A 22,408-nucleotide genomic window follows, 5' to 3' on the forward strand; every position below is an offset into this window, starting at 1 on the left:
TCAACTGCTCCGTTACCAGCGCGTATAGATGGAGCCGGACAGGCGCTGCTCCTCAAAACCACCATCGTCGTCGGCATAGCCGGCGCCCAGCTTGAAACCCCAGTTAGGGGTGACCTGATGCCGCCAGGCGACACCGAGGGCCGCGTTGCTGTCACGCACCACGCCGCCGAAGCGATCAAGGTCGGTGCTGCGACCGCTGCTGACGCTGACTTCCAGATAGTCGTCGGCATCGCCCTTGTAGTAATTGCGCAGCAACACCCGGTGGCTCCAGCTGCCCGAGCCAACACCCGGCACGTGCTGCAGCTTGTAACGGCCATACCAGTTGCCGACATAGCGGCCGACGCCGACGCCGTAGAACTCGGTGGTGTCGGAGAAGCGCAACTGGTCGACGCTGGCCGACAGTTCCCAGCCATTGCCTACGCCCTGGAATACCTCCACGCGCCAGCTCTGCTTGGGCAGCACGCCGCTGGACGGACCGCGCTGGTAACGCAGGTTTGCATAGGCGCGCGACCACAGTGGTGCGTAGCCATCCAGCGCCCAGGCAGTGTCGGAGGTGTTGAAGTGATCGGCACGCAGCAGCTCCAGACCCAGCGAACCACGCGGGAAATAGCGGCGCAGGGTCAGGTCGTTGTCGTTCCAGCTCTGGCGGTCACCGCTGAAGCGGGTGTGATCCCAGCCCGCGCTTGCTCCCCAACGGTAGCCATCGGCTGCGACCACATCCGGGTTGGCCATGCGCGGCAACAGGCTAAGGCGCAGCTCGGCGATTTCCTTGGGGTCCGCGCCCAGCGTGGCGGCGGCGTCGAAATCAGCACGCGCAGCAGAAGTCTGGCCGAGCGCACGCAACGCGCGCCCACGCGCGATGCGCGCGGCCAGATCCTGCGGTGCCAGCTCAACCCAACGCGAGTACGCATCGGCGGCTTGCTGCGGGCGGTCGCTCCAGCGGTACATATCGCCCAGCGCCGACCAGGCGTCGGCATAGCTCGGGCTGTTCTTCACCACCTGCTGCAGATCGGCCTCGGCGGCGGCGTATTGGCCATCCCAGGCATAGGTGCGGCCGCGCGCCAACAGCACGTCGCCATTGCCCGGATGCTCGGTCAACAACGCGCTGTAGCGGGCGATGGTAGCGGCGCGGTTGTTGGCGTCGGACTGCTCGCGGATCTGCTGCAGTTGCACGGTCAGGCTGTCCGGTGCCTCCTGCGCAAACGCCAGCAGCGGCGCAGCGGCCAGCGCCAACAACAGGCAACGCGACAGCACATGGCGCGGAGCACGGAGAGAAAGGTGCTGGGTCATGGAACGGTTCCTGGAAATCATTTGTTGATACTCGATTCGCTGATCACCGACGATGCCACTGCCACCGCCATCGGTACTTCTTCTTTGTGGCTCTGCTGCCAGGAACCATCACGACTGATGCGCCCCCAGCTATGCCGTTTACGACGGGTGAACATCCAGCGGATCGTGGCGGAGAAACGCCAAACGGAGTTCAGCTGGCGATAACCGAAGTTCTCCAGAATCGCGACCACGAACAAACGCAGCTGCTGCGCCGGCCGCGAGTACAGGCCGAAAGAAAGTTCCTCCAGCAGCATCGCGTTGACCGAGAGCAGGATGCCCATGCCAACTGCTGCGGCAAGGAAGATCAGGAATACGTCCAGCTGCACCAGCCCGCACAGGGCCAGCACGATCATCGAGACATAGCCCACCACCTCGATGATCGGGCCGAGAAACTCGAAGAACAGCATGAACGGGAACGCCACCCAACCGGCGGCGCCGCTGCGGCGATTGAACAACATGCCGATATTGGTCCACAGGCTTTCGGCCAGACCGCGCTGCCAGCGCATGCGCTGGTTGCGCAGTGATGCCAGATCAGTCGGCGCCTCGGTCCAGCAGACTGGATCGGGCACGAACACGATGCGGTAGTCGCGCTTTTCTTCGCGCAGATTGCGGTGCAGGCGGATCACCAGATCCATGTCTTCGCCGACGGTGTCGGTGCGGTAGCCACCGATGGCGATCACCCTTTCCTTGTAGAACACACCGAAGGCGCCGGAGATGATCAGCAGCGCGTTCATAGGCGACCAGCCCATGCGCCCGAACAGGAAGGCGCGCAGGTATTCCACCAGCTGGAAGCTCGGCAGCCAGCGGTTGGGCAGGCCGATCTTGTCGAGCATGCCGTCACGCACAGTGCAGCCATTGAGCACGCGCACCACGCCACCGCTGGCAACCACGCGGCTGTCCTCCAGGAACGGCCGCACCACCCGCGACAGACTCTCCGGCTGCAGGATGCTGTCGGCATCGACCACGCAGAACAGCGGATAGCGCACGCAGTTGATGCCGGCATTGATCGCATCGGCCTTGCCGCCATTGGCCTTGTCGACCATGCGCACGCGCGGGCAACTTGCCGAGGCATAAACCCCGTGCACCGGCTCGGTCTGCAGACGGGTGCGATAGGCCTCCGGCACTCGCACCAGTCCAAACGCCTCGATCAGCGCATCGCGGGTACGGTCGCTGGAGCCGTCGTTGACGACCACGATCTCGAACGCCGGGTAGCTGGTCTTGAGCAGCGAGCGCACCGAGGAAACCACCGAGGTTTCTTCGTTGTAGGCGGGCAGGATGATGCTCACCGGCGGCTGGTAATCGCGCAGACCAGCCGGCAGGTAATTGGCCCGGTACTCGCGCATGTAGCGGACGATCTGGTAGGCCGAGATGTAGTTGAGCAGCAGATAGGCCAGGTTGATCGCGACGAAGTAGGCCATGAAGAACCACTGCAGCGAGTCGGCGATACTCACCCAGGGAATCTGCTGCACGTAGCTCACAAGCATCTGCCAATAAGCGCTCATGTCGCACTCCTCATTGCGTTCTCGGACAGCACCTGTTCGATGATGTCGCGCCCGTAGCCATCACTCTGCCGCGACTGCACTTCGCGCATCGCATCGGCGCCCATGCCCGGCAAGCCGAACAAGGCCTGCGCGGTGCGATAGCGCACCCACCAGACACTGTCTGAGAGCAGCGCCTCCAGTCGCCCGGCATCGCCAGGTTCGCCGATGCGGCCCAAAGCAGCTGCCGCGTGCATGCGCACATGCCAACGCGACGCCGTGAGGAAACCGATCACCCGCTCGCGGTCCTGGCGATCGTTGATCAGCTGCAGGCATACCGAGATGATGTGATCATCCACGTGCCCTTCCAGCAATTGCCGGACCACAACCGCCGCACGCTGCGGATCGATATCCGCCAGGAAGCGCACCAGCTTCACGGTGGAGTCGGCATTGGCACGCAACAACGCATTGCTGATCTCGCGGGCGGCGCTGCCGTCCTCGTTCTCGGCAAGGATCCGCGCCACGCTGCCCGGCACCCAATCCTCGCGCTCGGTAATCATCGGCACAAAGGCCGACATGGCGCGCGGCGGATCCACCTGTGCCAACGCTCGCGCTGCGCACAACGAGACGATGGGGCTGCGGTCGTTGAGGAATTTGGCCAGCAGGTCGTAGAGATGCCGGTCGCGCAGATGGCCCAAGGCAATGATGGTCATCGCACGGTCGTGGTAGCTGCCACGCAGCATGCGTTGCGCCGCGTCTTCCAGACCGACCCGATGACCCAGCGGGGCCAGCCGCCGTACCGAAGCTTCCGGCAAGGTCTCGCAGACGCTGTTCCAGGCTTCGATGAAGCCTATGACCTCATCGCGTTGCAATCGATGCACCGGTACGGTTTCCCCGCCAAGCTCGCGCTGCAGAACATCGTTCCAGTACTGCCGGGCCTGGGCGTCGCGCTTTTCACGGCGCTGCGCCCTTACCCGCAGAAAAACAATGATCAACAGCAGAACCGTGGCCAACAGCAGGGTGAGAATCGCCACCCAACTGGCCACGACGAGTACGGTCGGCCCCTCGAACAGACTGTCCATCGCAGTTCCCTACTTGTTGCGGGTACGTGGCTTGCGAGACCACCTACCCCCCCCTGAGTGCAGCAATCGGCCTAAAGCATAGACAGAAACGTGACACCAGTCTCTATTTTTCTCAATTTCAGTAAGGTTCCCGTCATCTAATTATGCTAACGGTTGATCGTAAGATGTAAATATTTCATTAAAAACAATGCCCTAGCGCGCACTTCTGCAATCGCAGATGACGTGCGTACCGCCAACAGGACCAGAAAGCTGTCTTCAGACCTGGCAAGGCCGCGGTTATGCTCGGACCCTGCCCACCACAAGGACGATCCATGCAGCGCTGCCGCAAATCCTTTCGTACCCGTTGCGTTCCCCTGCTGGTAGCCGCCAGCCTGCTGCTCGCCGGCTTGGCGCCTGCATGGGCGGCACCGGCCACCGACGCCGACGTCAATCGCCTGCTGGCGGCCTCGCGCGCGCAGAGCATGCTCGACGCGATGCTGCCGCAGATGGAAGCCATGCAGGCGCAGCAGTTTGCGCAGATCGCCGAGAAGCAGCCGCTGACGGCCGAGCAGAAGGCCGGACTGCAGCGCATCCAGCAGCGCACCTCGCAGACCCTGCGTCAGGCCCTGGCCTGGTCACAGATGCGGCCGATGTATGTGGATCTGTACAAGCAGTCGTTCTCGAAGGAAGACGTGCTGGCGATGGCCGAGTTCTACGAGAGCCCGGCCGGCCAGAGCCTGCTCGACAAGACCCCGGCGCTGATGCAGAACCTGATGGTCGCCATCCAGCAGAAGATGATCCCGCTGATGGCGGATCTGCAGAAGGACCTGGAAAAGATCAGCAGCGAAGTCAAATAAGCGCTCTACTGTAGTGCCGAGCCATGCTCGGCATGGGCGTTACCGGTAAAGCTGCTCTGTTTTTGTAGGAACGGCGTCAGCTGCGAAGCTGGCGATGTTGGAATCACCGGCATACCTGCAATCTGACGGTTCATGGGCTTCGCGGCTTACGCCGCTCCTACAAGAGCGGATGGTTCGCTGGTAAAGCTGCTCTGTTTTTGTAGGAGCGGCATAAGCCGCGAAGCTGGAAATGCTGCAATTACCGGCATTCCCGCAATCTGATGGTTTGTGGGCTTCGCGGCTTACGCCGCTCCTGCAATTCCGCACGTATTGATGGGTTTCTGCGGGAGCCCATGCCGAGCACGGCTCGGCACTACATTGGCATTGTTTGTAAGGCCTCTGCCGAGCATGGCCCGGCACTACCTTCAGTCCGGCAGTTTCCAGTTGAACAGGTCCATCGCCTTCTGGAACTCGCGATCCAGCGGTGCGCGCACTTCGATGCGGCGGCCGTCCTGCGGGTGCGGGAAGGCCAGGCGCTCGGCGTGCAGCAGCATGCGGTGCACACCCTGCATGCGGAAGCTGCGGTTGTGCCGTCCATCACCGTGGCTGGTGTCGCCGATCATGTGATGGAACATGTGCTTGAGGTGCCTGCGGATCTGGCGGAAACGACCGGTCTGCGGCTGGCAGCGCAGCAGCGCGTAGCGCGAGGTCGGAAAGCCCGCCGACGGAATCGGCAACTCGCCTTCCAGCAGCTTCTGGAAATGGGTAATCGCCTGCTTCTTGACCGGCTTGCCGGGGCCGCCGTCCAGATCGTGATCGACGGTGAACGCATCTTCAGCCGGCCAACCACGGCATACCGCGAGGTAATCCTTCTCCACTTCGCCGCCCATCAGCGTCTTGCCCAAGGTGCTGGCGCTTTCGCGATCGAAGGCCAGCAGCAGGCAACCACTGGTCGCACGGTCCAGCCGGTGCACGAGGAAAATCGGCTTGCCCAACTGTTCGCGCAGGCGATCAGCCAGGAAATCATCTTCGCCACGCGCCAGCTTGCTGTCGTGAACCATCAAGCCCGCTGGCTTGTTGACCACCGCCAACCACGGGTCTTCGTACAACAGCGGCAGCGGTTCAACGACGACCGGCGCTTCCACTGCTTCATCGACAACATCACTCATCGGCGCAACCACGCCGACGCCACTGCAATCGAACCAGACACGCCGGTTACCCACGACCACAACGGGATCGAAGCAAACTGCGGACCGCCCGCTTCCAGGCCGTACAACAAGGCCGATACCACCATCAAACCGGCACCAGCAACGGCGGTAACCACGCGCCGCTGCATGCGCTGCAGCGTGCCTTCAAGATTGACGATGTCCTGCGAGCGCATCGCCAACTCATGCTTGCCTTCCACCTGCTGGCGCAGCCAACTGTGCAGCAGGGCCGGCATGTCCGGGGCCTGGGTCATGATTTCCGGCAGGCGCTTGCGCAGCTCCTTCAACGCGCGGCGCGGGCTGTAGCGCTCGCGCAGGATGCGCTCCAGCACCGGCTTGGCGACTTCCCAGATATCCAGGTTCGGGTCGAGCTGGCGGCCCACGCCTTCGATGTTCAGCAGCGTCTTCTGCAGCAGGATCAACTGCGGCTGCAGGGTCAGCTGGTAGCGCTGGGCGGTGCGGAACAGCTTCATCAGCACTTCGGCCAGCGAAATCTGTGACAGCGGCCGGGTGAAGTACGGCTCGCAGACCGCGCGCACCGCAGCTTCCAGTTCGTCGATGCGTACCGTGTTCGGCATCCACTGCGCCTGCAGGTGCAGCTCGGCGATGCGGCGGTAATCACGGTTGAAGATGGCCATGAAGTTTTCGGCGAGGTAGAACTGATCCTCTTCCGACAGCTGGCCCATGATGCCAAAGTCCAGCGCGATGAAGCGCGGGTTGTCGCGGCGCGCCGGATCGATGTCGACCCAGATGTTGCCGGCGTGTGCATCGGCATGGAAGAAGTTGTCGCGGAACACCTGCGTGTAGAACACGCGCACGCCCTTGGCGGCCAGCGCCTTGCGGTCGATGCCGGCCTTGTCCAACGCCACGATGTCGTCGGAGGGAATGCCCCAGACGCGTTCCAGCGTCAGCGCGCGCTCGGCGGTGTGGCTCCAGATCACTTCTGGAACGTACAGGTCGTCCGAGTTTTCCCAGAAGCGGCGCAGCACGCTGGCGTTGGCGCCTTCGCGCTGCAGGTCCAACTCGGCGGCCAGGGTGGTTTCGATCTCGGCCACCACTTCGCGCGGGCGGATCTTGTCGGCACGCGGATGGGTGCGTTCGACCAGCGCAGCCAGCGACTTGAGCAGGGCGATGTCACCGGCGATCTGCTTTTCGATATCCGGGCGCAGCACCTTGACCACGACCTGGCGGCCATCGTCCAAGGTCGCCGCATGTACCTGCGCGATCGAGGCCGAAGCCAGCGGCGCGGTGTCGAAGCTGGCGAAGGCTTCGGTGATCGGCAGGCCCAGCGCCTGCTCGACGATCTGCAGCGCATGCTCGCCGTCGAACGGCTTGACCCGGTCCTGCAGCAGTGTCAGCTCGGCGGCGACATCCGGCGGCACCAGATCGCGGCGGGTGGACAGGATCTGCCCAAACTTGACGAAGATCGGGCCCAGCTCCTGCAGCGCCAGACGCAGACGCGCACCGCGCGACTGCGAGGCGATATCGGCACTGGCGCGCGGCACGAACGGCTTGGCAACGCTCAGCCAACGTTCGACCGGAGTGTCATCGAGCAGATCATCCAGGCGGTAACGCAGGATCACCCGGCCGATGCGGCTGGCGCGGAACATGGCGCGGACCAACTTCATGCCGCACCCCCAACGCGCTGACGCAGGCGCGCGATGCGCGCGGCCATGCGTTCGACGTCATCGCGGATCACGTCCACATCATCATGGAAGGCATCCAGCTCGGCACGGGCAACGACATCACGCGACTCCTCGGTAACGTATTCGGCGGCGGTCTCGGCCAGATCCTTGGCGCTGCGCCTGGCCTGCAGCAACGCTGCACGCAGGGTCTGCGCGATCTGCACACCGAGGATCTCGCCAAAGGCTTTGACAAAAGGCTGCTGCCAATCCGGATCAAAACGGGTGGCCAGCTGCTGCAGGCGGCGCGCCAGCTCGGCATCGCCGGAGACCTTGACCCGCCCAGCGGGCGCGCTGTTGCCGCGCCGTGCATTGGCCAGGAAGGGCAGTTGCGCCAGCACCCCGCCCAGCGTGCTGCGCACAGCCAGGTCCGGTTCCAGCGACGGATCGACCGGGCCCACGGTCAGGCGTTCGCCGGCGACCCCGATCTGCATCGCCAGCGACGGCGACTCCAGGGTCAGGGCGATCCGTTGCCCGTCGAGCGAGGCCAGCGCGGTGCGGGTATCCGGGTCCAGCGCCAGCGCGCGGTTCAAGGCCACTTCCAGCGCACGGCCGGCCAGCGGCTTGATCATTTTGAGGGGGGATGCAGGCATGCCGGCATTCTACCGGAGGGGCGGGATCGGGAGCCTGCCATGCACGATGTTGCGACGCCCCGCGACGTAGCCCGGGTAAGCGCAGCGCACCCGGGGCCGTTGGCGGACGCGTGGGAAGCCGGTGCTGGCTTGCTGCCGGGTGCGCTGCGCTTACCCGGGCTACGGGCGCTGATGCATCGTCCGCACAGGGTTTGTTCATGTCAGCGCCCCGCGATAAACAAATCCCGAATCCCGAATCCCCATTTCCGGCGTTTGCGTTCATGCTATGCAGACACCACCAAACACAGCGTCAGGAGCACACAGGCAATGGGCAAGACCCGGGTTGGCATCATTTTCGGCGGTCGCTCGGCCGAGCACGAGGTCTCGCTGCAGTCGGCGAAGAACATCTTCGATGCGCTGGACAAGGAACGTTTCGACGTCAGCCTGATCGGCGTGGACAAGCAAGGCCTGTGGCACCTGTGCGACGCGGCCGGTTTCCTGCTCGATGCCGATGATCCCAAGCGCATCGCGCTGGACACCTCCGGCCCGGTGCTGTCGGTACTGCCCGGCGCCGAGCGTGGCCAGCTGCTGGCCGCCGATGGTCGCGACGTGCCGCAGTTGGATGTGGTGTTCCCGATCGTGCATGGCACCCTCGGCGAAGACGGCACCCTGCAGGGCCTGCTGCGCACCTTGAACCTGCCGTTCGCTGGTCCCGGCGTGCTTGGCGCAGCCGCGGCGATGGACAAGGACATGGCCAAGCGCCTGCTGCGCGATGCCGGCCTGGCGGTGGCGCCGTTTGCCTGCTTCAACCATGTCACCGCTGCCCACGCTGACTACGACGCGCTGGTCGCGCAGCTCGGCCTGCCGCTGTTCGTCAAGCCGGCCAACCAGGGCTCCTCGGTCGGCGTGAGCAAGGTGCGCAATGCCGAAGAGTTCGCCACCGCGATGGCATTGGCCCTGTCGTTCGACCACAAGGTGCTGGTGGAATCGGCGATTGTCGGTCGTGAGATCGAATGCGCAGTGCTGGGCAATGACGTGCCCGAAGCCAGCGTCTGTGGCGAAGTGGTGGTGCATGACGATTTCTACGCCTATGACACCAAGTACATCAGCGCCAGCGGCGCGGAGACGGTGATCCCGGCCGACATCGCTGCCGATGCGCAGCAGCGCATCCGTGAGATCGCCGTGCGCGCCTACCAGGCGCTGGACTGCATCGGCATGGCGCGCGTGGACGTGTTCCTCACCGAGGCCGGCGACGTCGTCATCAACGAACTGAACACCCTGCCCGGCTTCACCAAGATCAGCATGTATCCCAAGCTGTGGGGCGCAAGCGGTCTGGGCTATACCGCGCTGATCACCCGCCTGATCGAGCTGGCGCTGGAGCGCAACGCCGCAGACAAGGGCCTGCGCAGCTCGATCAGCACGTCGGCCTGATCTAAACTGCTGAAACGACGCGGCCCGCACCCTCCACGAGGATGCGGGCCGTTCTGTTTCTGGCGTCAGGAGTGATCAGCCTTTCTTGCGGAACATCGACACCACCGCAAGGATCAGGAAGACGACGAACAGGATCCACGCGATATTGCTGGCCGCACCGGCAATGCCACTGAAGCCGAGTACGGCGGCAATGATGGCGATGACGAAGAAAACGACGGCGTAATGCAGCATGGGCTGGGTCCTCGGTTGGAATCAGGGCTCCATCCTCGGCAATTGCCGGTCGCGATACGGTGACAGGAACGTTAGCGCCGGATGATGACGACACGGTCCATTCAGGATACGGCCGCCAAACGCCGCAAGCCTTCCTCGATGGACACCCTGGGCACATAGCCGAAATCGCGGCGTGCCGGCTCCATCGAATACCAATGCGGCGTGCACAGCTGCTCGGCGAGGAAGCGGGTCATCGGCGGTTCGCCAGACAAGCGCAGCAGCGGCCACAGCTTTTCGCAGACCGAGCCGATGCGGTAAGCGGTCTTGAACGAGATCGACTTCTCCACACCAGGCGCGCCCACCGCTGCAAGCAGGCGGTTGAGCAGCTCGCGCATCGGCAGCGGCTCGCCGTTGGAAATGAAGTAGGCCTTGCCGGCGCAGGCCGCACCAACCACCAGATGATCGAAGGCATCGAAGTGCGCCTGCGCGGCGTTGTCGATGAAGGTGGTATCGACCTTGTTCGTGCCATCGCCGACAAAGCGCAGGCGTCCGGCACGCGCGCGTTCGGCCAAGCGCGGCACCAACTGATTGTCGCCCGGGCCCCAGATCAGCCGCGGGCGCAGCGCGATGGTTGCCAGATCGGCACCATTGGCGGCCAGCACTTCCTGCTCGGCGATGGTCTTGGTGGCGGCATACGGCGCCTGGAAGTCCTCACCGTAAGGCACTTCATCCGCACCCAGGCCTTCGACCGGATGGGTGGCGCGATGGGTGACGCTGGGTGTTGAGGTGTAGACCAAGCGGCGGATGTCGTGCGCCTTGCAGGCGGCAAGCACATTGCGGGTGCCGACCACATTGGCCTGGAAGTAGCTGTCGTAGCTGCCCCAGGCTCCAGCCTTTGCAGCGTTGTGGAAGATGGCATCGACGCCGGCGGCGGCGTGATGCACAGCGTTCGCATCGGCCAGGTCGCCACGGATCTGGCCAACCCCGATTTCCTGCAATGCCGGGTAATGCCCGCGATTGAAGCTCAGCACCTGATGGCCGCGTTCGACCAGGCCACGGCACAAGGCCTGACCGAGAAAACCACCACCACCGGTAACCAGAATCTTCATTCGTTTGATCGCTCTGTTGCTGGGCTTCCGCGCCGACTGGCCGCGGCGGAAGCATTGAGATTTGTCCGTCAGTATCGCAGCAGTGGTGTTCGGGTGCTTTGCCGGGATGTTGGCGGAGAGCGTTACCCCTCCCCAACCCTCCCCTCCGCCTTCGGCGCAAGGGAGGGAGCAAGAGCACCCCTCCCCAACCCTCCCCTTGCCTGCGGCAAAGGGAGGGGGCAACAGCAGCAGCGCTGCGGGTGCGTCGAGCAGCCAGGCTTTAGCCCTCCCTTTCGCGTAGCGAAGGGGAGGGTTGGGAGGGGTGCTCTTCGCCGTGCGCCAAGGCCCGCAGGATGTCCTCCAACACAGCCGGCATCCGCTGCAAAACCTCGTCATTCCAGTAACGCAGCACCCCGAAGCCCAATCCCTGCAGCACCTCGGTACGCCGCTGGTCATAGACAAGCTGCTCAAGATGCTGCCCTCCATCCAGCTCGACGATCAGCCTCGCTTCAAGGCAGACGAAGTCGGCGATGTAGCCGGCCAAGGGTTTTTGTCTGCGGAAGCGGAAACCTGCCAACTGGCGCCGGCGTAGTTGCTGCCACAGGCGGCCTTCGGCATCGGTGGGTGTGTTGCGCAAGGCTCTTGCGCGTGTTCGCAGCTTGTCCATTGCGGCTCTCCGTTCTTGGTACGGAAATCCTGCGGTTGCTGACGATGGGAGCCTGTCAGGGAATCACTGGATTCAAGCTGTCCCTCGACTCAAAGGACACTGCGCTTTACCCCTCCCCAGCCCTCCCCTCCGCCTTCGGCGCAAGGGAGGGAGCAAGAGCACCCCTCCCCAGCCCTCCCCTTGCCTACGGCAAAGGGAGGGGGCAAAGCTTTAGCCCTCCCTTTCGCGCAGCGAAGGGGAGGGTTGGGAGGGGTGCTCTTGCTCTTGCTCTTGCTCGTGCTTCAAGCCTTCCAGCTCAACCCAACTGCGCCTGCGCCCACACTGCCAGCTTCTCGCGCCCGATCTTGGCGTTGTGGCGGATATCCACGGGGAAACCCGGGTGACGCAGGAAGTGTTCAATACCCGCGAAGCGCGGATGAGCCAATGCCAAGATCCGCAACTGCTTCTCGATTTCAGCGAAAGGCTGATCCGGCAGCAGTTCGTAACACAGCACCGGCAGCTGCTGGCCCAAGGCACCAACACCCACCAGAGCCGTGCGCCGTACACCTGCCACGGTGTTGAACACCGGCTCCACCTGCTCGGTATACAGCGGCCCTGTCGCCGTCTCGACCCGATGCGTCTTGCGCCCGCAGAACCACAGCCGCCCTTCGGCATCGAACCAACCCACATCGCCCATGCGGTGCACGATGCGCTCGCCGCCATCGGCCAGTCCTTCGCTGATCTTGGCTGCGGCCGTTGCCTGCGGCCGGTTGAAGTAACTATCGGTCGTTGTCGGACCGACCACAGTGATCTCACCCACCTCCCCGGCCGGCAACTCACGCACCCCATTCCAGTCCGCAATGGGTTCGTCGGTGATGGCAATGATGCGCACGACATTCGGTGCGACCACACGACCAACGCAGGTACCCGCACCAGCCTCGGTGGCCTCACGCGTATCGACCAGTTCGCGGCCTTCAATCACCGCTACCGGCAGGCATTCGGTGGCACCGTAAGGCGTCCAGAACTGGCCGTCTTCCGGCATCAGCGAACGGATCTTGGACACGATCTCCGGCGGCACCGGCGCACCCGCTGAAGTGGCGCGGGTCACCGTTGGCAGCGGATGGCCGTGTTCGGCCAGCACCCGCATCAGGGCCGGCGAACCAAACAGCTGGGTCACACCGAAACGGGCGATGGCATCGTGCAGCTTGCGCGGATCGGCGCTGCCCGGCCGGGTCGGGTCCATGTCCGGAATCACCGACGTCAGGCCAAGCGCCGGGTCGAACAGGGCGAACGGCGGGAAGGTCGGCAGGTCGATGCCACCGGGCTGCATGCCGAAAGCATTGCGCAGCAGTTCCACCTGGCCGACGAAATGCCGATGCCGGTAGACCACGCCCTTGGGCACGCCGGTGGAGCCGCTGGTGAACAGGATCGCGGCTACGTCATCGGGCGCGGTGGCGGCCAGTTGGCTGCCCGCGCCTGCGCCATCGGCCTCGATCTTCGCCAGCGTGGTCCCGCCCCAGCCCCAGCGTCGACCGACGGTGACCTTGACCGTTGCCGCCTTGGCCCAGCCCAGCAGCACCCGCGCAAATTGCGCCAAGGGGATGCCGATGAAGGCCTCCGGCTGTGCTTCATCCAGGCACTGCTTCAGCGCGCGCTTATCAATGCCGGGGTCGACCAGCACCGGCACTGCGCCGATCTTGAACAGGGCGAACATCAACAGGAAGAACTCCGGTCCCGGCCGCACCATCACCACCGCGCGCACCCCGCGGCCGATGCCGTTGGCCGCCAATCCGGCGGCAATGGCGTCGCTGCGGGCGTCCAGGGTGCGGTAATCGAGGATCACGTCATAGGCGGCCATGCCATTGGCGGCGAGCTTGCCAGGGCAGCGAATGGCGATCTGGTCGGGCCGTTCACGTGCCAGCTCGGGCAGGCGCGCGGCGATATTGCAGGTTTCGTTCATCTTCCTATTGTCGCCAATGCAGAAAAATCTTGCGCGCAGGCCGTCACCGTGGAAAATTTCGCACCTTCCTTTTGTCCTAATCCTGCCGCCTAGGCCGGTATCCCATGCCCCATCCCTGCCTGACCTGCGGTGCCTGCTGCACCCAATACCGCGTTGCCTTCCATTGGATGGAATCGGACGAAGTCACCGAAGGCGGCGTGCCCCACCAGCTGACCCAGCGCCTGGACCCGCACCGGCTGTGCATGCAGGGCACCTACTCGGACCCGATCCGCTGCGTGGCCCTGGACTCGGAGATCGGCGTGTACTCGCGCTGCACCATCCACCCGAACCGGCCCAGCGTGTGCCGCGAGGTGGACGCCTCCTGGGAATACGGCAAGGCCAGCTCACAGTGTGACCGCGCGCGCATCGCCCACGGCATGCCGGCATTGACCCTGGCCGACTGGCGCTGGCGCGATGATGCCGACAACGATGGCGATGACCATCCTGACGACAACGGCAACAGCCCGTCATCACCGCCGAATACGCCGATTGCCGCTTGAGGGTGATGCGGTAGTTGAGGGCTCTGGGCTTTTGGCTTTTGGCTTTTGGCTTTGGGCTTTGGGCTTTGGTGTTTGGCTTTGGTGTTTGGCTTTGGCCCTTACGCCGTCATTCCCGCGCAGGCGGGAATCGCTTTGGCTTTGGCTCCCACTCTCGACTCGACTCCAACGAAGGCAAAGCGAAAGTGCCAAAGCAAGAGCGATTCCCGCCTACGCGGGAATGACGGCAAAAAATCAAAGGCAAAAAAGCAAGAGCCGCAGCGGCCTCAAAGCGCCTTGTAACGCCCCCACAACACCTCGAACTGCTGGGCAAAGCTGCGCACCAGGTTGCGGTCATTGCTGACCACCAGGTTCTCATCGTTGTGCTCGGTCGCGGTGCGCGTCCAGTTGAAGCTGCCGTTGGCCAGCTGCTTGCCATCGAACAGCGCGAACTTGTGGTGCATGTGGTATTCGCTGTGGTCCACCCGCACCGGGATGCCGCTCTCGTTCAAGCGACGGACATCGTTGCCGTCGTCGTAGACCTTGTCGTTGTCGCTGATGATGCGCACCACCACGCCGCGCTTGTGCGCATCCAGGATGACCCCGCTCAGGCGGTCATCGGAGATGGTGAATACACAGATGTCCAAGGTCTGCTTCGCGCTGGCGCACAGCGCGCGCAGGCGCTGCATGCAGGCATCGCCCGGGGAGAAATAGGTACTGGTCAGGGTTTCGACCGGGCCTGCGTTGACGTCCAGCGTGCGTACCACCTGTTCAACCCACTTCAGCATTGGCAGCGCTTCAGCCGGATTGGCAGTGACCTGCTCGCGGGCGATGTCGAAGGCGCGGTTGCGCAGGAAGCGTAGGCGGTCGGGCGGTAGTTCGACGCCCAGCTCGCGCAGTGCGGAGCGTTCCTCGTTGCTCAACGCAAGATCCTGCGCGCTGTCACGCAGCTGACGGTCCAAGCTGTCGAAATCCATCCTTCACTCCCTGTGCCAAGAAGCACAGAGCTTCGCACACCCGCACCTGTCTGTAGGAGCGGCGTAAGCCGCGAAGCTGGCAATGCTTCAGTCCACGAGAAATCAATCATCGCGCGAGCTTTGCGCGAAACGCCAGGCAACGGCTTGCAGGATGCGGAGGTAGCCGTAGCGGATCTATCCCTTGCTTCGCGGCTGACGCCGCTCCTACAAGTGCCCGCGCTCCCACAAGCCCCGGCTCACCCCAGCGGGTTGCGCTCCAGGAAGGCTTTTACCGCCGGCACGATCACTTCGTGCTTGTCTTCCAGCACATAGTGGTTGGCATCTTCGAACTCGGTCACTTCCGCCTGCGGCAGTGCCTTGCGGAAGCCGGTAAGGAAATGATGATCGAAGCAAATGTCACGCAGGCCCCAGGCGATGTACACCGGGCGATCCGCGAACGACGGCAGCGCTGCCGCCGCACGCTCCAGCAGCGACCATGCCTTGTCGGCTGGCGACAACGGGATGTCCTGCATGAAGCGGATGGTGGAAATGCGGTTGGCCCAGTTGTTGTACGGCGACACATAGGCGCGACGTACATCGGCCGGCATGCGCCGGCTCACGCCCAGCCACGAGGCGCCGGACGAGAATGCATTGAAGGTGCGGATGAACCATTCGCCCGGCTTCCAGTGCCGGCCCATGGCGATCTGCCATGGCATCGGCTTCTCCGGCGGCAGCGGGAACGAGGCGGTATTGGTGATCACCAGGCGCTTGACCTGCTCGTGGTGCGACAGCGCCCAGCCGAAGCCGATCATGCCGCCCCAGTCGTGCACGGCCAGCGTCACCGGGCCGGTGATGCCCAGATGCTTGAGCAGCGCGTCCAGATCATCCACGCGTGACTGCAGGGTGTACTCATAGCGGCTGTCGTCAGGCTTGTCGGACAGGCCCATGCCGATATGGTCCGGCACGATGCAGCGGTACTTGTCGCTGAGGCCGTTGACCAGGTGCCGCCACAGGTAGCTCCACGACGGGTTGCCGTGCAGCATCACCACCACCTCGCCATCACGCGGACCTTCATCGATGTAGTTCATCGACAAGCCGGGGCGGACTTCGAAGCGGTGGGTCTTGCTGGGGTAACCGGGGAGTTTGTTCATCGGGTCGCACCTGCGGCTGCTAAGCCCCGCTCCCGCCGGGAGAGGGGTTGGGGAGAGGGTTGGCCGGAGTAGAGGAGCTTGAACAACTGCTCTGACTCCCGGCGCTTGCGTGCTGCGCACGCTTACCCTCTTCCGCCCTTCGGGCACCCCCGCCTTCGCGGCGGCAGGCCCTTTGTTCCTCCCACAAGGGGAGAAGGAAAAGCATGCGTTCTGGAAGTTCGCGGCGAGGCCGGAACTTACCAGACCACCTCGGCCATCGTGCAGTTCAAACCCGAGCCAATGCCCATCAGCGCGACGCGGTCGCCCTTCTTGAGCTTGCCCAGCTGGCGTAGCTTGCTCAGCACGATCGGTACCGAAGCCGGGCCGATGTTGCCGTGCTCGCCAAAGATGGTCATCACCTTCTTCGGGTCGATGCCGAAGGCCTTGATGAAGGCATTGGTATGCGGCTGGCTGACCTGGTGGATCACGAACTGGTCGATCTCCTCCACCGCCCAGCCCAGCGCTTCACGCGTGGCTTCAAAGGTCTTGGTGGCCAGCTTGATGCCTTCGATCAGCAGCATGCGGGTGTCGGTGACCATGCGGTCCAGGTTGCCCACGCACAGCTTGTTCCACTGGTTGGCTGCACGGGTCACGCCGCCCTTGTAGCGCGGGGCGTCCGGCACCAGCTCCGAGCGCGCCATCACCATTGCTGCCGCACCGGAACCGGTGGTCAACGCGGCGACTTCGTCGCGCAGCTGCTGGGCGGTGATGTCCGGGGACATCATGCGCTCCAGGGTCTTTTCATAGACCAGATTGGAGGTCTCGCCGTCGACGATCAACGCATAGTCGATGTCGCCGCGCTCCAGCATGCGTGCGGCCACGTCCATGCCATTGATGAAGGCAAGGCAGGCGTTGGCGATGTCGAAGGTGACGCAGTCTTCACCGATGCCCAGGTTGCCGGACACGATGGAAGCGGTGGACGGCTCCAGGTAATCACGGCTGACGGAAGTGTTGACCAGCAGGCCAACCTTGTCGGCAGTGATGCCGGCATCTTCCAGCGCCTTGCGGCCGGCCATGGTGGCGGCGTCCGAGGCCTGTGTACCCTGGTCCCAAAGGCGGCGCGCGTGGATGCCGGCGATATCGCCAAGCACGTCGGCACGAATGCCCAGGCGTTCCAGCGTGGGCTGGAGCCGCTCGTTGATTTCCTTTGAGGTCAGCGTATGCGGCGCATCAATATGCGCCAGTCCCGCGATCGAGACGTTTTGAAAAGGCATCAGAAAGCGCCAAGACTCAGGCGAAGGGGTCGCCATTCTAGCGCCTGCGCATTTTTACCGCATCTTTACAAATCGGCGGCCCGGCGTATGGAGGCGCCGGGACCCTTGGAAGGCCTGGAACCTCAGCGCGGCGGGCACTGGAAGGCTGCAAAGCGCTGGCTGCCATCGGCTGGCTGGCCTGCGGCCTGGATGGCATTGGCACCGGCACTGGGGGCTTCGTTGCGGGCCAGGGTTTCCAGTTCTTCCTGCACGCGCAGCGGGTTGCGGTTGTAGAAACCAACCTTGCTCTTCACCGACACCACGATCTCACCCTTGCTCACGCAGCCAGCTGCCACCGGACCGGCAGGCAATACGCGTACGGTCTTGCCGCTGGATTCAATCGGCACCCAGGTGCAGGCGGCGGTGCTGGCGATCAGGGCGGACAGAAGCAGGACGCGCATGGAGTATTCCTTGTGAAGATCAGCAGGGATTGTGCCGGGAATGGATGAACAGGTGGTGATCCCGGTGGCTGGGCGCGCGGCAAAGACAAAAACACCCCCTCCCCAGCCCTCCCCTTCGCTGCGCGAAAGGGAGGGGGCTGTAGTGCCGAGCCATGCTCGGCAGGGGCTTTACCTGCGAAAAGCTGCCCTCACCCCAACCCCTCTCTCGTGAACGGGAGAGGGGCTTAACGGGAGCGGCAGGCTGCGCCCTACCGCTTACTTCTTCTCCACCGGCTTGCCGTCGGCGTCGATCACTGTCACTTCGCCCAGCTTCAGTGCGCGCACCGGGGCTTCGGTCTGCTTCAGGTCGCCTACCACCACCCAGGTCAGCTTGGACGGATCCAGGGTCTTGGCGGCCTCGGCAACCTGCGCCGGGGTCATCGCTTCGATCTCGGCCTTGCGCTTGAACACGTAGTCGTCCGGACGGCCATAACGCACGATGCCACCGATGGTGCTCATCACCGCCGATGCGGTTTCATAGGCACCCGGCAGGCTCAGCGTCTGGATGTTGCGGATGCGGTTGACCTCGGCGTCGGTGGGCGGACGCTGGCCGCTGGCGAACTGGCTGATCTCGGCGTTCATTTCCTTCATCGCCTCACCGGTCTTGTCGATCTGTACCGGCGCCACCGCCATCCACGGGCGCTGGCCCAGCGCATTGGTGGCCGACGAACGCGCGCCATAGGACCAATGCTTGTCCTCACGCAGGTTCATGTTCAGGCGCGAGGTGAAGTCGCCACCCAGCACGCCATTGGCGATGTCGAAACGGGTGGTGCCCGGGTCCATCGTCGACGGCGCCACTTGACCGGCGAACAGGTTGGCCTGCACCGCGCCCGGCTGGTCGATCAGGAACACGCGCGATGCCTGCGGGCGGTCCACATTGGTCAGCGCCTCAACCTTCGGCCGTGCACCCTCACCCTTCCAGTCACCGAAGCTGCGTTCCAGCAGCGGCACCAGGTCCTTCAAGGTGGTGTCGCCGACCACGATCAGGGTGGCGCCTTCCGGACGAATCCACTGCTTGTGGAAGGAGGTCAGGTCGTCGCGGGTCAGCGACTGGATTGCCGCTTCATTGCCGCTGCCGGTGAACGGAATCGCATACGGGTGGCCGGCGCCGTACAGCAGCGGCGGCAGCACGCGCATCGCCACCGCGTTCGGCTGCGCCTTTTCCTGCTGGATGCCAGCAATCCAGGTGGCCTTGATGCGGTCGATCTCGTTCTGCTCGAAGCGCGGTGCACGCACCACGTCGGCGTACAGCGCCAGCGACGGGGCGAGGTTTTCCTTCAGTGCCGACAGGTACACGCTGGAGCCGTCCAGCGACGCACCGGCATTGACGCTGGCACCCAGCCGCTCGACCGCATCGGCAAACGCCAGCGAGCCGAGCTGGCCGGCACCTTCGTCCAGCATGCCCATGGTGAAGTTGGCGGTGCCCGGCTTGCGCCCACGGTCGGCGGTGAAGCCACCCGGGAACTCGTAGCTGAACTGCACCACCGGAATATCGTGGCGCTCGGCCAGCACCACCTGGGTGCCGTTCTTCAACGTTGCACGCTGCAGCTGCGGGAACTTCAGTTCCGGGAAGCTGGTGGTCTTGGGCACGCCGGCGCCGCGATCCACCTGGCTCGGCAGCGTCTTGTACTTGGGGTCCACGGCGGGCACGTTGAACGGCGCCGGCTTGACCGACGGCAGCTCGGCCAAGGCAACGCGCTCGCCCGGCTCGACCACCAGGGTGTGGTCGCCCACGCCCAGCCACTTGGCACCGGCAGCCTTGATGTCTGCAGCAGTAGCAGCGTCCACATTGGCCAGCGAGGTGCGGAAGCAACCCGGGTTGCCTTCGTAGACGGCGCACTGCGCGAGTGCATCGGCCTTGCCGCCGAAGCCGCCAATACGCTCGATGCCGCGCACGAAGCCGGCACGCGACTGCACCTTGGCGCGCTCGAGTTCATCGGCGGTCGGGCCTTCGGCGATCAGTCGCTTCAGTTCTTCGTCGATGGCCGCCTCGACCTTGGCCGGGTCCACACCCTGCTTGACCGTGGCCATGATCAGGAAGTTGGAGCCGAGCTGCGAGGCATCGGTCATCGCGCTGATGTTGTCGACCAGCTTGTCCTTGTGCAGCAGACGCTGGTCCAGGCGTGAGGACTTGGCACCGCCAAGCACGTAGGAGAACAGGTCGAGCTGGTCGATATCGGTGGTGCCGACCTGGGCCACGTTCCAGGCGCGGTAGATGCGCGCCTGCGGCACCTTGTCGGTCATCACTTCGCGGGTGGTGGCAGCGCGCTGCGCAACATTCACCGCCGGCTGCGCCATGGTCGGGCCGGCCGGGATGTCACCGAAGTACTTGGCGGCCTTTTCCTTGGCGGTGGCCACGTCGATGTCACCGGCCAGCACCAACACCGCGTTGTTCGGGCCATACCAGGTGTGGAACCAGGTTTTGACGTCGTCCAACGAGGCAGCGTTGAGATCGTTCATCGAGCCGATCACACCGTGGTGGTACGGATGGCCCGCCGGATACATGGCGCGGGTCAGCTTGTCCCAGACCTGGCCGTAGGGCTGGTTCTCGCCCTGGCGCTTTTCGTTCTGCACCACACCGCGTTGCTCATCCAGGGCGGCCTGATCGATGGCGCCAACCAGATGGCCCATGCGGTCCGATTCCATCCACAGCGCCATGTCCAGCGCGGTGGTCGGCACGTTCTGGAAATAGTTGGTGCGGTCGGTATTGGTGGTGCCGTTCTGGTCGGTGGCGCCGACCTGCTTGAAGGGTTCGAAGAACTCGCCGTCGTGGTTTTCGCTGCGCTGGAACATCAAATGCTCAAACAGATGCGCGAAGCCAGTGCGCCCGGCCGGTTCGTCCTTGGCACCGACGTGGTACCAGATGTTCACCGCCACGATCGGCGCCTTGCGGTCGGTGTGCACCACCACGCGCAGGCCGTTGGGCAGGGTGAACTCTTCATACGGAATGTCCACCGACGCAGCCGCGGCGGCCGGCTTGGCCTCCGCAACCAGTGGCATGCCAACAAATCCGCCGAGGGCGGCACTCAGGGCCAGGGTCAACAAGGCGGTACGGGGCATAGCTGCGTTCATTCCATTTCCCTTGGGCATGAAGGTGAACGCTGATCCTAACCGGGCACCGTCACAACGGCATACGCCATGCGTCATGGGTACGCAGCAGCTTCAGCTGTGTCCGTCCGGTCACCGCAGACGCGCTGGGTGTCCGGACAGCGGACACTTTCAGAAAACACAAACTTCTTATTAATCAATGCCATGCGGTTGGCACGCATCCTGCTGCCTATTACTCGCAGCCAGATCACTTCAGACAATAAATGACTGGATGCTGAACAAATCAAAAAAAGCAACGAAAGTTCTTGCACTACGAAAATCACTGTACTACCTTACTACCACACCACTGCCCACACACACCAAACAGGTCCCGCCATGAACGCCAAGTCTCTCGCCCTTGCCATCGCCCTCGTCGCCAGCACCGGCTTTGTTTCTTCGGTGCAGGCCTCGGATATCGTCACCCTGGAAACCGTGCAGGTTCGTCCTTCCGCTGATCAGCTGGCGCAGGCCCAGCACGAAGCCAACAGCAACATCCCGACCCTGGCCGCAGTGCAGGTGCGCCCGACCGTCGGCCAGATCGTCGAGCTGATGGCCGAACAGACCGCCAGCCAGCTGGCTTCCGCCAGCCCGGTCGCCATCGGCACCCGTGCCGGCCAGTGGATGGTGTCGCTGCCAGCCATCACCGTCCGCCCGGAAGTGGAGCAGGTGCAGGCCATGGCTGCCGAAGCCGCTGCCGAGGCCATCGGCAAAGTCGTCGCGCAGGGCATGGTTTCCAACTAAGCCTGCGATGACGCAGTACCCGGCGTAAACTGCGCCGATGACTTCTGCCCCTGTTTTCGATGTAGTGCTTTACCAGCCCGAGATCCCACCGAACACCGGCAATGTGATCCGGCTCTGCGCCAACACCGGCGCGCGGCTGCACCTGATCGAGCCTTTGGGTTTCGACCTCAGTGACAAGCAGCTCAAGCGCGCCGGCCTGGACTATCACGAGTACGCACAGATGCAGGTCCATCCGGACCTGGAAACCGCCTTGGCGCGTATCGCCCCGAAGCGTTTGTTTGCATTGAGTACCCGCTCTAGCGTCCGTTACGACACCGTGCAGTTCGCCGATGGCGATGCCTTCCTGTTCGGTCCGGAGACCCGTGGGCTGCCGCAGGATCTGCTCGACTCGCTGCCCGACGGCCACCGCCTGCGCCTGCCGATGCAGCCCAACAACCGCAGCTTGAACCTGTCCAACTCGGTCGCCGTGGTGGTGTATGAGGCGTGGCGGCAGCAGGGGTTCCCTGGCGGCGCGTGATTGGCGCTTTTGGTTTTTTTGTATTTTGTGGGAGCGGCGTAAGCCGCGAAGCTGGTAATGCGTCGGCTGACGATTGATCGCCAAGAGCACCCCTCCCCAACCCTCCCCTTGGCTGCGCCAAAGGGAGGGGGCAAAGCGGGTCGCTGCCATCTGACAGATCGCAGGCTTGCGCCCCCTCCCTTTGGCGCAGCCAAGGGGAGGGCTGGGGAGG

General features: G+C 63.9%; 20 protein-coding genes. 5 read left to right on the plus strand and 15 right to left on the minus strand.

All coding sequences use genetic code 11. The annotated features are described in order from the left end of the window. Nucleotides 1–12 precede the first annotated feature (12 nt). The 3 genes from ACVOL0_RS08775 to ACVOL0_RS08785 are packed head-to-tail and all read right to left on the minus strand — an operon-like array spanning nucleotide 13 to nucleotide 3,889. Nucleotides 13–1,290: a YaiO family outer membrane beta-barrel protein gene (locus ACVOL0_RS08775; protein WP_481548763.1), complete on the minus strand. Its 1,278-nt coding sequence runs from the start codon at nucleotides 1,288–1,290 to the stop codon at nucleotides 13–15. Nucleotides 1,291–1,307: 17 nt separating this feature from the next. Next, nucleotides 1,308–2,831 (minus strand): glycosyltransferase family 2 protein, encoded by a 1,524-nt coding sequence (locus ACVOL0_RS08780; RefSeq protein ID WP_481548764.1) that lies wholly within the window; start codon nucleotides 2,829–2,831, stop codon nucleotides 1,308–1,310. Then, nucleotides 2,828–3,889 carry a HEAT repeat domain-containing protein gene (locus ACVOL0_RS08785; RefSeq protein WP_481548765.1) on the minus strand — a complete coding sequence of 354 codons (1,062 nt, stop codon included), beginning with the start codon at nucleotides 3,887–3,889 and terminating at the stop codon, nucleotides 2,828–2,830. The genes ACVOL0_RS08780 and ACVOL0_RS08785 overlap by 4 nt, the downstream gene beginning before the upstream one ends. Nucleotides 3,890–4,200: 311 nt before the next feature. Here ACVOL0_RS08785 and ACVOL0_RS08790 point away from each other — a divergent pair, with 311 nt between their 5' ends. Beyond that, the gene (locus ACVOL0_RS08790; protein WP_481548766.1) at nucleotides 4,201–4,725 is read left to right on the plus strand and encodes a DUF2059 domain-containing protein; all 525 of its coding nucleotides are present in this window, start codon (nucleotides 4,201–4,203) and stop codon (nucleotides 4,723–4,725) included. 404 nt (nucleotides 4,726–5,129) lie between these two features. On the opposite strand, the gene ACVOL0_RS08795 is transcribed toward ACVOL0_RS08790, so the two are convergent. The 3 genes from ACVOL0_RS08795 to ACVOL0_RS08805 are packed head-to-tail and all read right to left on the minus strand — an operon-like array spanning nucleotide 5,130 to nucleotide 8,184. Next, nucleotides 5,130–5,873 (minus strand): pseudouridine synthase, encoded by a 744-nt coding sequence (locus tag ACVOL0_RS08795; protein ID WP_481548767.1) that lies wholly within the window; start codon nucleotides 5,871–5,873, stop codon nucleotides 5,130–5,132. Beyond that, nucleotides 5,870–7,537, minus strand: a complete 1,668-nt coding sequence (gene ubiB / locus ACVOL0_RS08800) for a ubiquinone biosynthesis regulatory protein kinase UbiB (protein ID WP_481548768.1) — start codon at nucleotides 7,535–7,537, stop codon at nucleotides 5,870–5,872. The genes ACVOL0_RS08795 and ubiB overlap by 4 nt, the downstream gene beginning before the upstream one ends. Continuing rightward, on the minus strand, nucleotides 7,534–8,184 hold the full coding sequence (locus ACVOL0_RS08805) for a ubiquinone biosynthesis accessory factor UbiJ (protein ID WP_481548769.1): 651 nt from the start codon (nucleotides 8,182–8,184) through the stop codon (nucleotides 7,534–7,536). Before ACVOL0_RS08805 ends, ubiB begins: the two co-directional genes overlap by 4 nt. Nucleotides 8,185–8,490: 306 nt before the next feature. Between ACVOL0_RS08805 and ddlA the strand changes: the two genes are divergently transcribed. Continuing rightward, nucleotides 8,491–9,594 (plus strand): D-alanine--D-alanine ligase, encoded by a 1,104-nt coding sequence (gene ddlA, locus ACVOL0_RS08810; RefSeq protein WP_481548770.1) that lies wholly within the window; start codon nucleotides 8,491–8,493, stop codon nucleotides 9,592–9,594. Nucleotides 9,595–9,669: 75 nt separating this feature from the next. On the opposite strand, the gene ACVOL0_RS08815 is transcribed toward ddlA, so the two are convergent. The 4 genes from ACVOL0_RS08815 to oleC form a co-directional block, all read right to left on the minus strand. Continuing rightward, nucleotides 9,670–9,825 carry a DUF1328 domain-containing protein gene (locus ACVOL0_RS08815; protein WP_282269396.1) on the minus strand — a complete coding sequence of 52 codons (156 nt, stop codon included), beginning with the start codon at nucleotides 9,823–9,825 and terminating at the stop codon, nucleotides 9,670–9,672. A 101-nt stretch (nucleotides 9,826–9,926) separates the two neighbouring features. Further along, entirely contained in the window at nucleotides 9,927–10,913 is a 987-nt protein-coding gene (gene oleD / locus ACVOL0_RS08820) for a 2-alkyl-3-oxoalkanoate reductase (protein WP_481548771.1), read from the minus strand. A gap of 259 nt (nucleotides 10,914–11,172) precedes the next feature. After that, the gene (locus tag ACVOL0_RS08825) at nucleotides 11,173–11,559 is read right to left on the minus strand and encodes an endonuclease domain-containing protein (protein WP_481548772.1); all 387 of its coding nucleotides are present in this window, start codon (nucleotides 11,557–11,559) and stop codon (nucleotides 11,173–11,175) included. A 295-nt stretch (nucleotides 11,560–11,854) separates the two neighbouring features. Then, complete coding sequence (gene oleC / locus ACVOL0_RS08830) at nucleotides 11,855–13,498, minus strand: olefin beta-lactone synthetase (RefSeq protein WP_481548773.1); 1,644 nt, start codon at nucleotides 13,496–13,498, stop codon at nucleotides 11,855–11,857. Nucleotides 13,499–13,602: 104 nt separating this feature from the next. Between oleC and ACVOL0_RS08835 the strand changes: the two genes are divergently transcribed. Beyond that, the gene (locus tag ACVOL0_RS08835) at nucleotides 13,603–14,037 is read left to right on the plus strand and encodes a YkgJ family cysteine cluster protein (protein WP_282269389.1); all 435 of its coding nucleotides are present in this window, start codon (nucleotides 13,603–13,605) and stop codon (nucleotides 14,035–14,037) included. 263 nt (nucleotides 14,038–14,300) lie between these two features. On the opposite strand, the gene ACVOL0_RS08840 is transcribed toward ACVOL0_RS08835, so the two are convergent. From ACVOL0_RS08840 to ACVOL0_RS08860, 5 genes are all read right to left on the minus strand, one after another. Further along, nucleotides 14,301–14,990, minus strand: coding sequence for a phospholipase D-like domain-containing protein (locus tag ACVOL0_RS08840; protein WP_481548774.1), 690 nt, complete (start codon nucleotides 14,988–14,990; stop codon nucleotides 14,301–14,303). A gap of 236 nt (nucleotides 14,991–15,226) precedes the next feature. Next, entirely contained in the window at nucleotides 15,227–16,120 is an 894-nt protein-coding gene (locus ACVOL0_RS08845; protein ID WP_481548775.1) for an alpha/beta fold hydrolase, read from the minus strand. Nucleotides 16,121–16,356: 236 nt separating this feature from the next. After that, nucleotides 16,357–17,373 carry a 3-oxoacyl-ACP synthase III gene (locus tag ACVOL0_RS08850; RefSeq protein ID WP_313174064.1) on the minus strand — a complete coding sequence of 339 codons (1,017 nt, stop codon included), beginning with the start codon at nucleotides 17,371–17,373 and terminating at the stop codon, nucleotides 16,357–16,359. Between the two features lie 122 nt (nucleotides 17,374–17,495). Beyond that, entirely contained in the window at nucleotides 17,496–17,813 is a 318-nt protein-coding gene (locus ACVOL0_RS08855) for a DUF4156 domain-containing protein (RefSeq protein WP_481548776.1), read from the minus strand. Between the two features lie 255 nt (nucleotides 17,814–18,068). Further along, nucleotides 18,069–20,924, minus strand: a complete 2,856-nt coding sequence (locus ACVOL0_RS08860; protein WP_481548777.1) for a M16 family metallopeptidase — start codon at nucleotides 20,922–20,924, stop codon at nucleotides 18,069–18,071. Between the two features lie 351 nt (nucleotides 20,925–21,275). On the opposite strand from ACVOL0_RS08860, the gene ACVOL0_RS08865 reads away from it, so the two are divergent. Beyond that, entirely contained in the window at nucleotides 21,276–21,680 is a 405-nt protein-coding gene (locus ACVOL0_RS08865; protein ID WP_481548778.1) for a hypothetical protein, read from the plus strand. A 37-nt stretch (nucleotides 21,681–21,717) separates the two neighbouring features. Further along, nucleotides 21,718–22,197 carry a tRNA (uridine(34)/cytosine(34)/5-carboxymethylaminomethyluridine(34)-2'-O)-methyltransferase TrmL gene (trmL, locus tag ACVOL0_RS08870; protein ID WP_057627589.1) on the plus strand — a complete coding sequence of 160 codons (480 nt, stop codon included), beginning with the start codon at nucleotides 21,718–21,720 and terminating at the stop codon, nucleotides 22,195–22,197. Nucleotides 22,198–22,408 lie beyond the last annotated feature (211 nt).

Source organism: Stenotrophomonas sp. STEN021 (assembly GCF_056760175.1).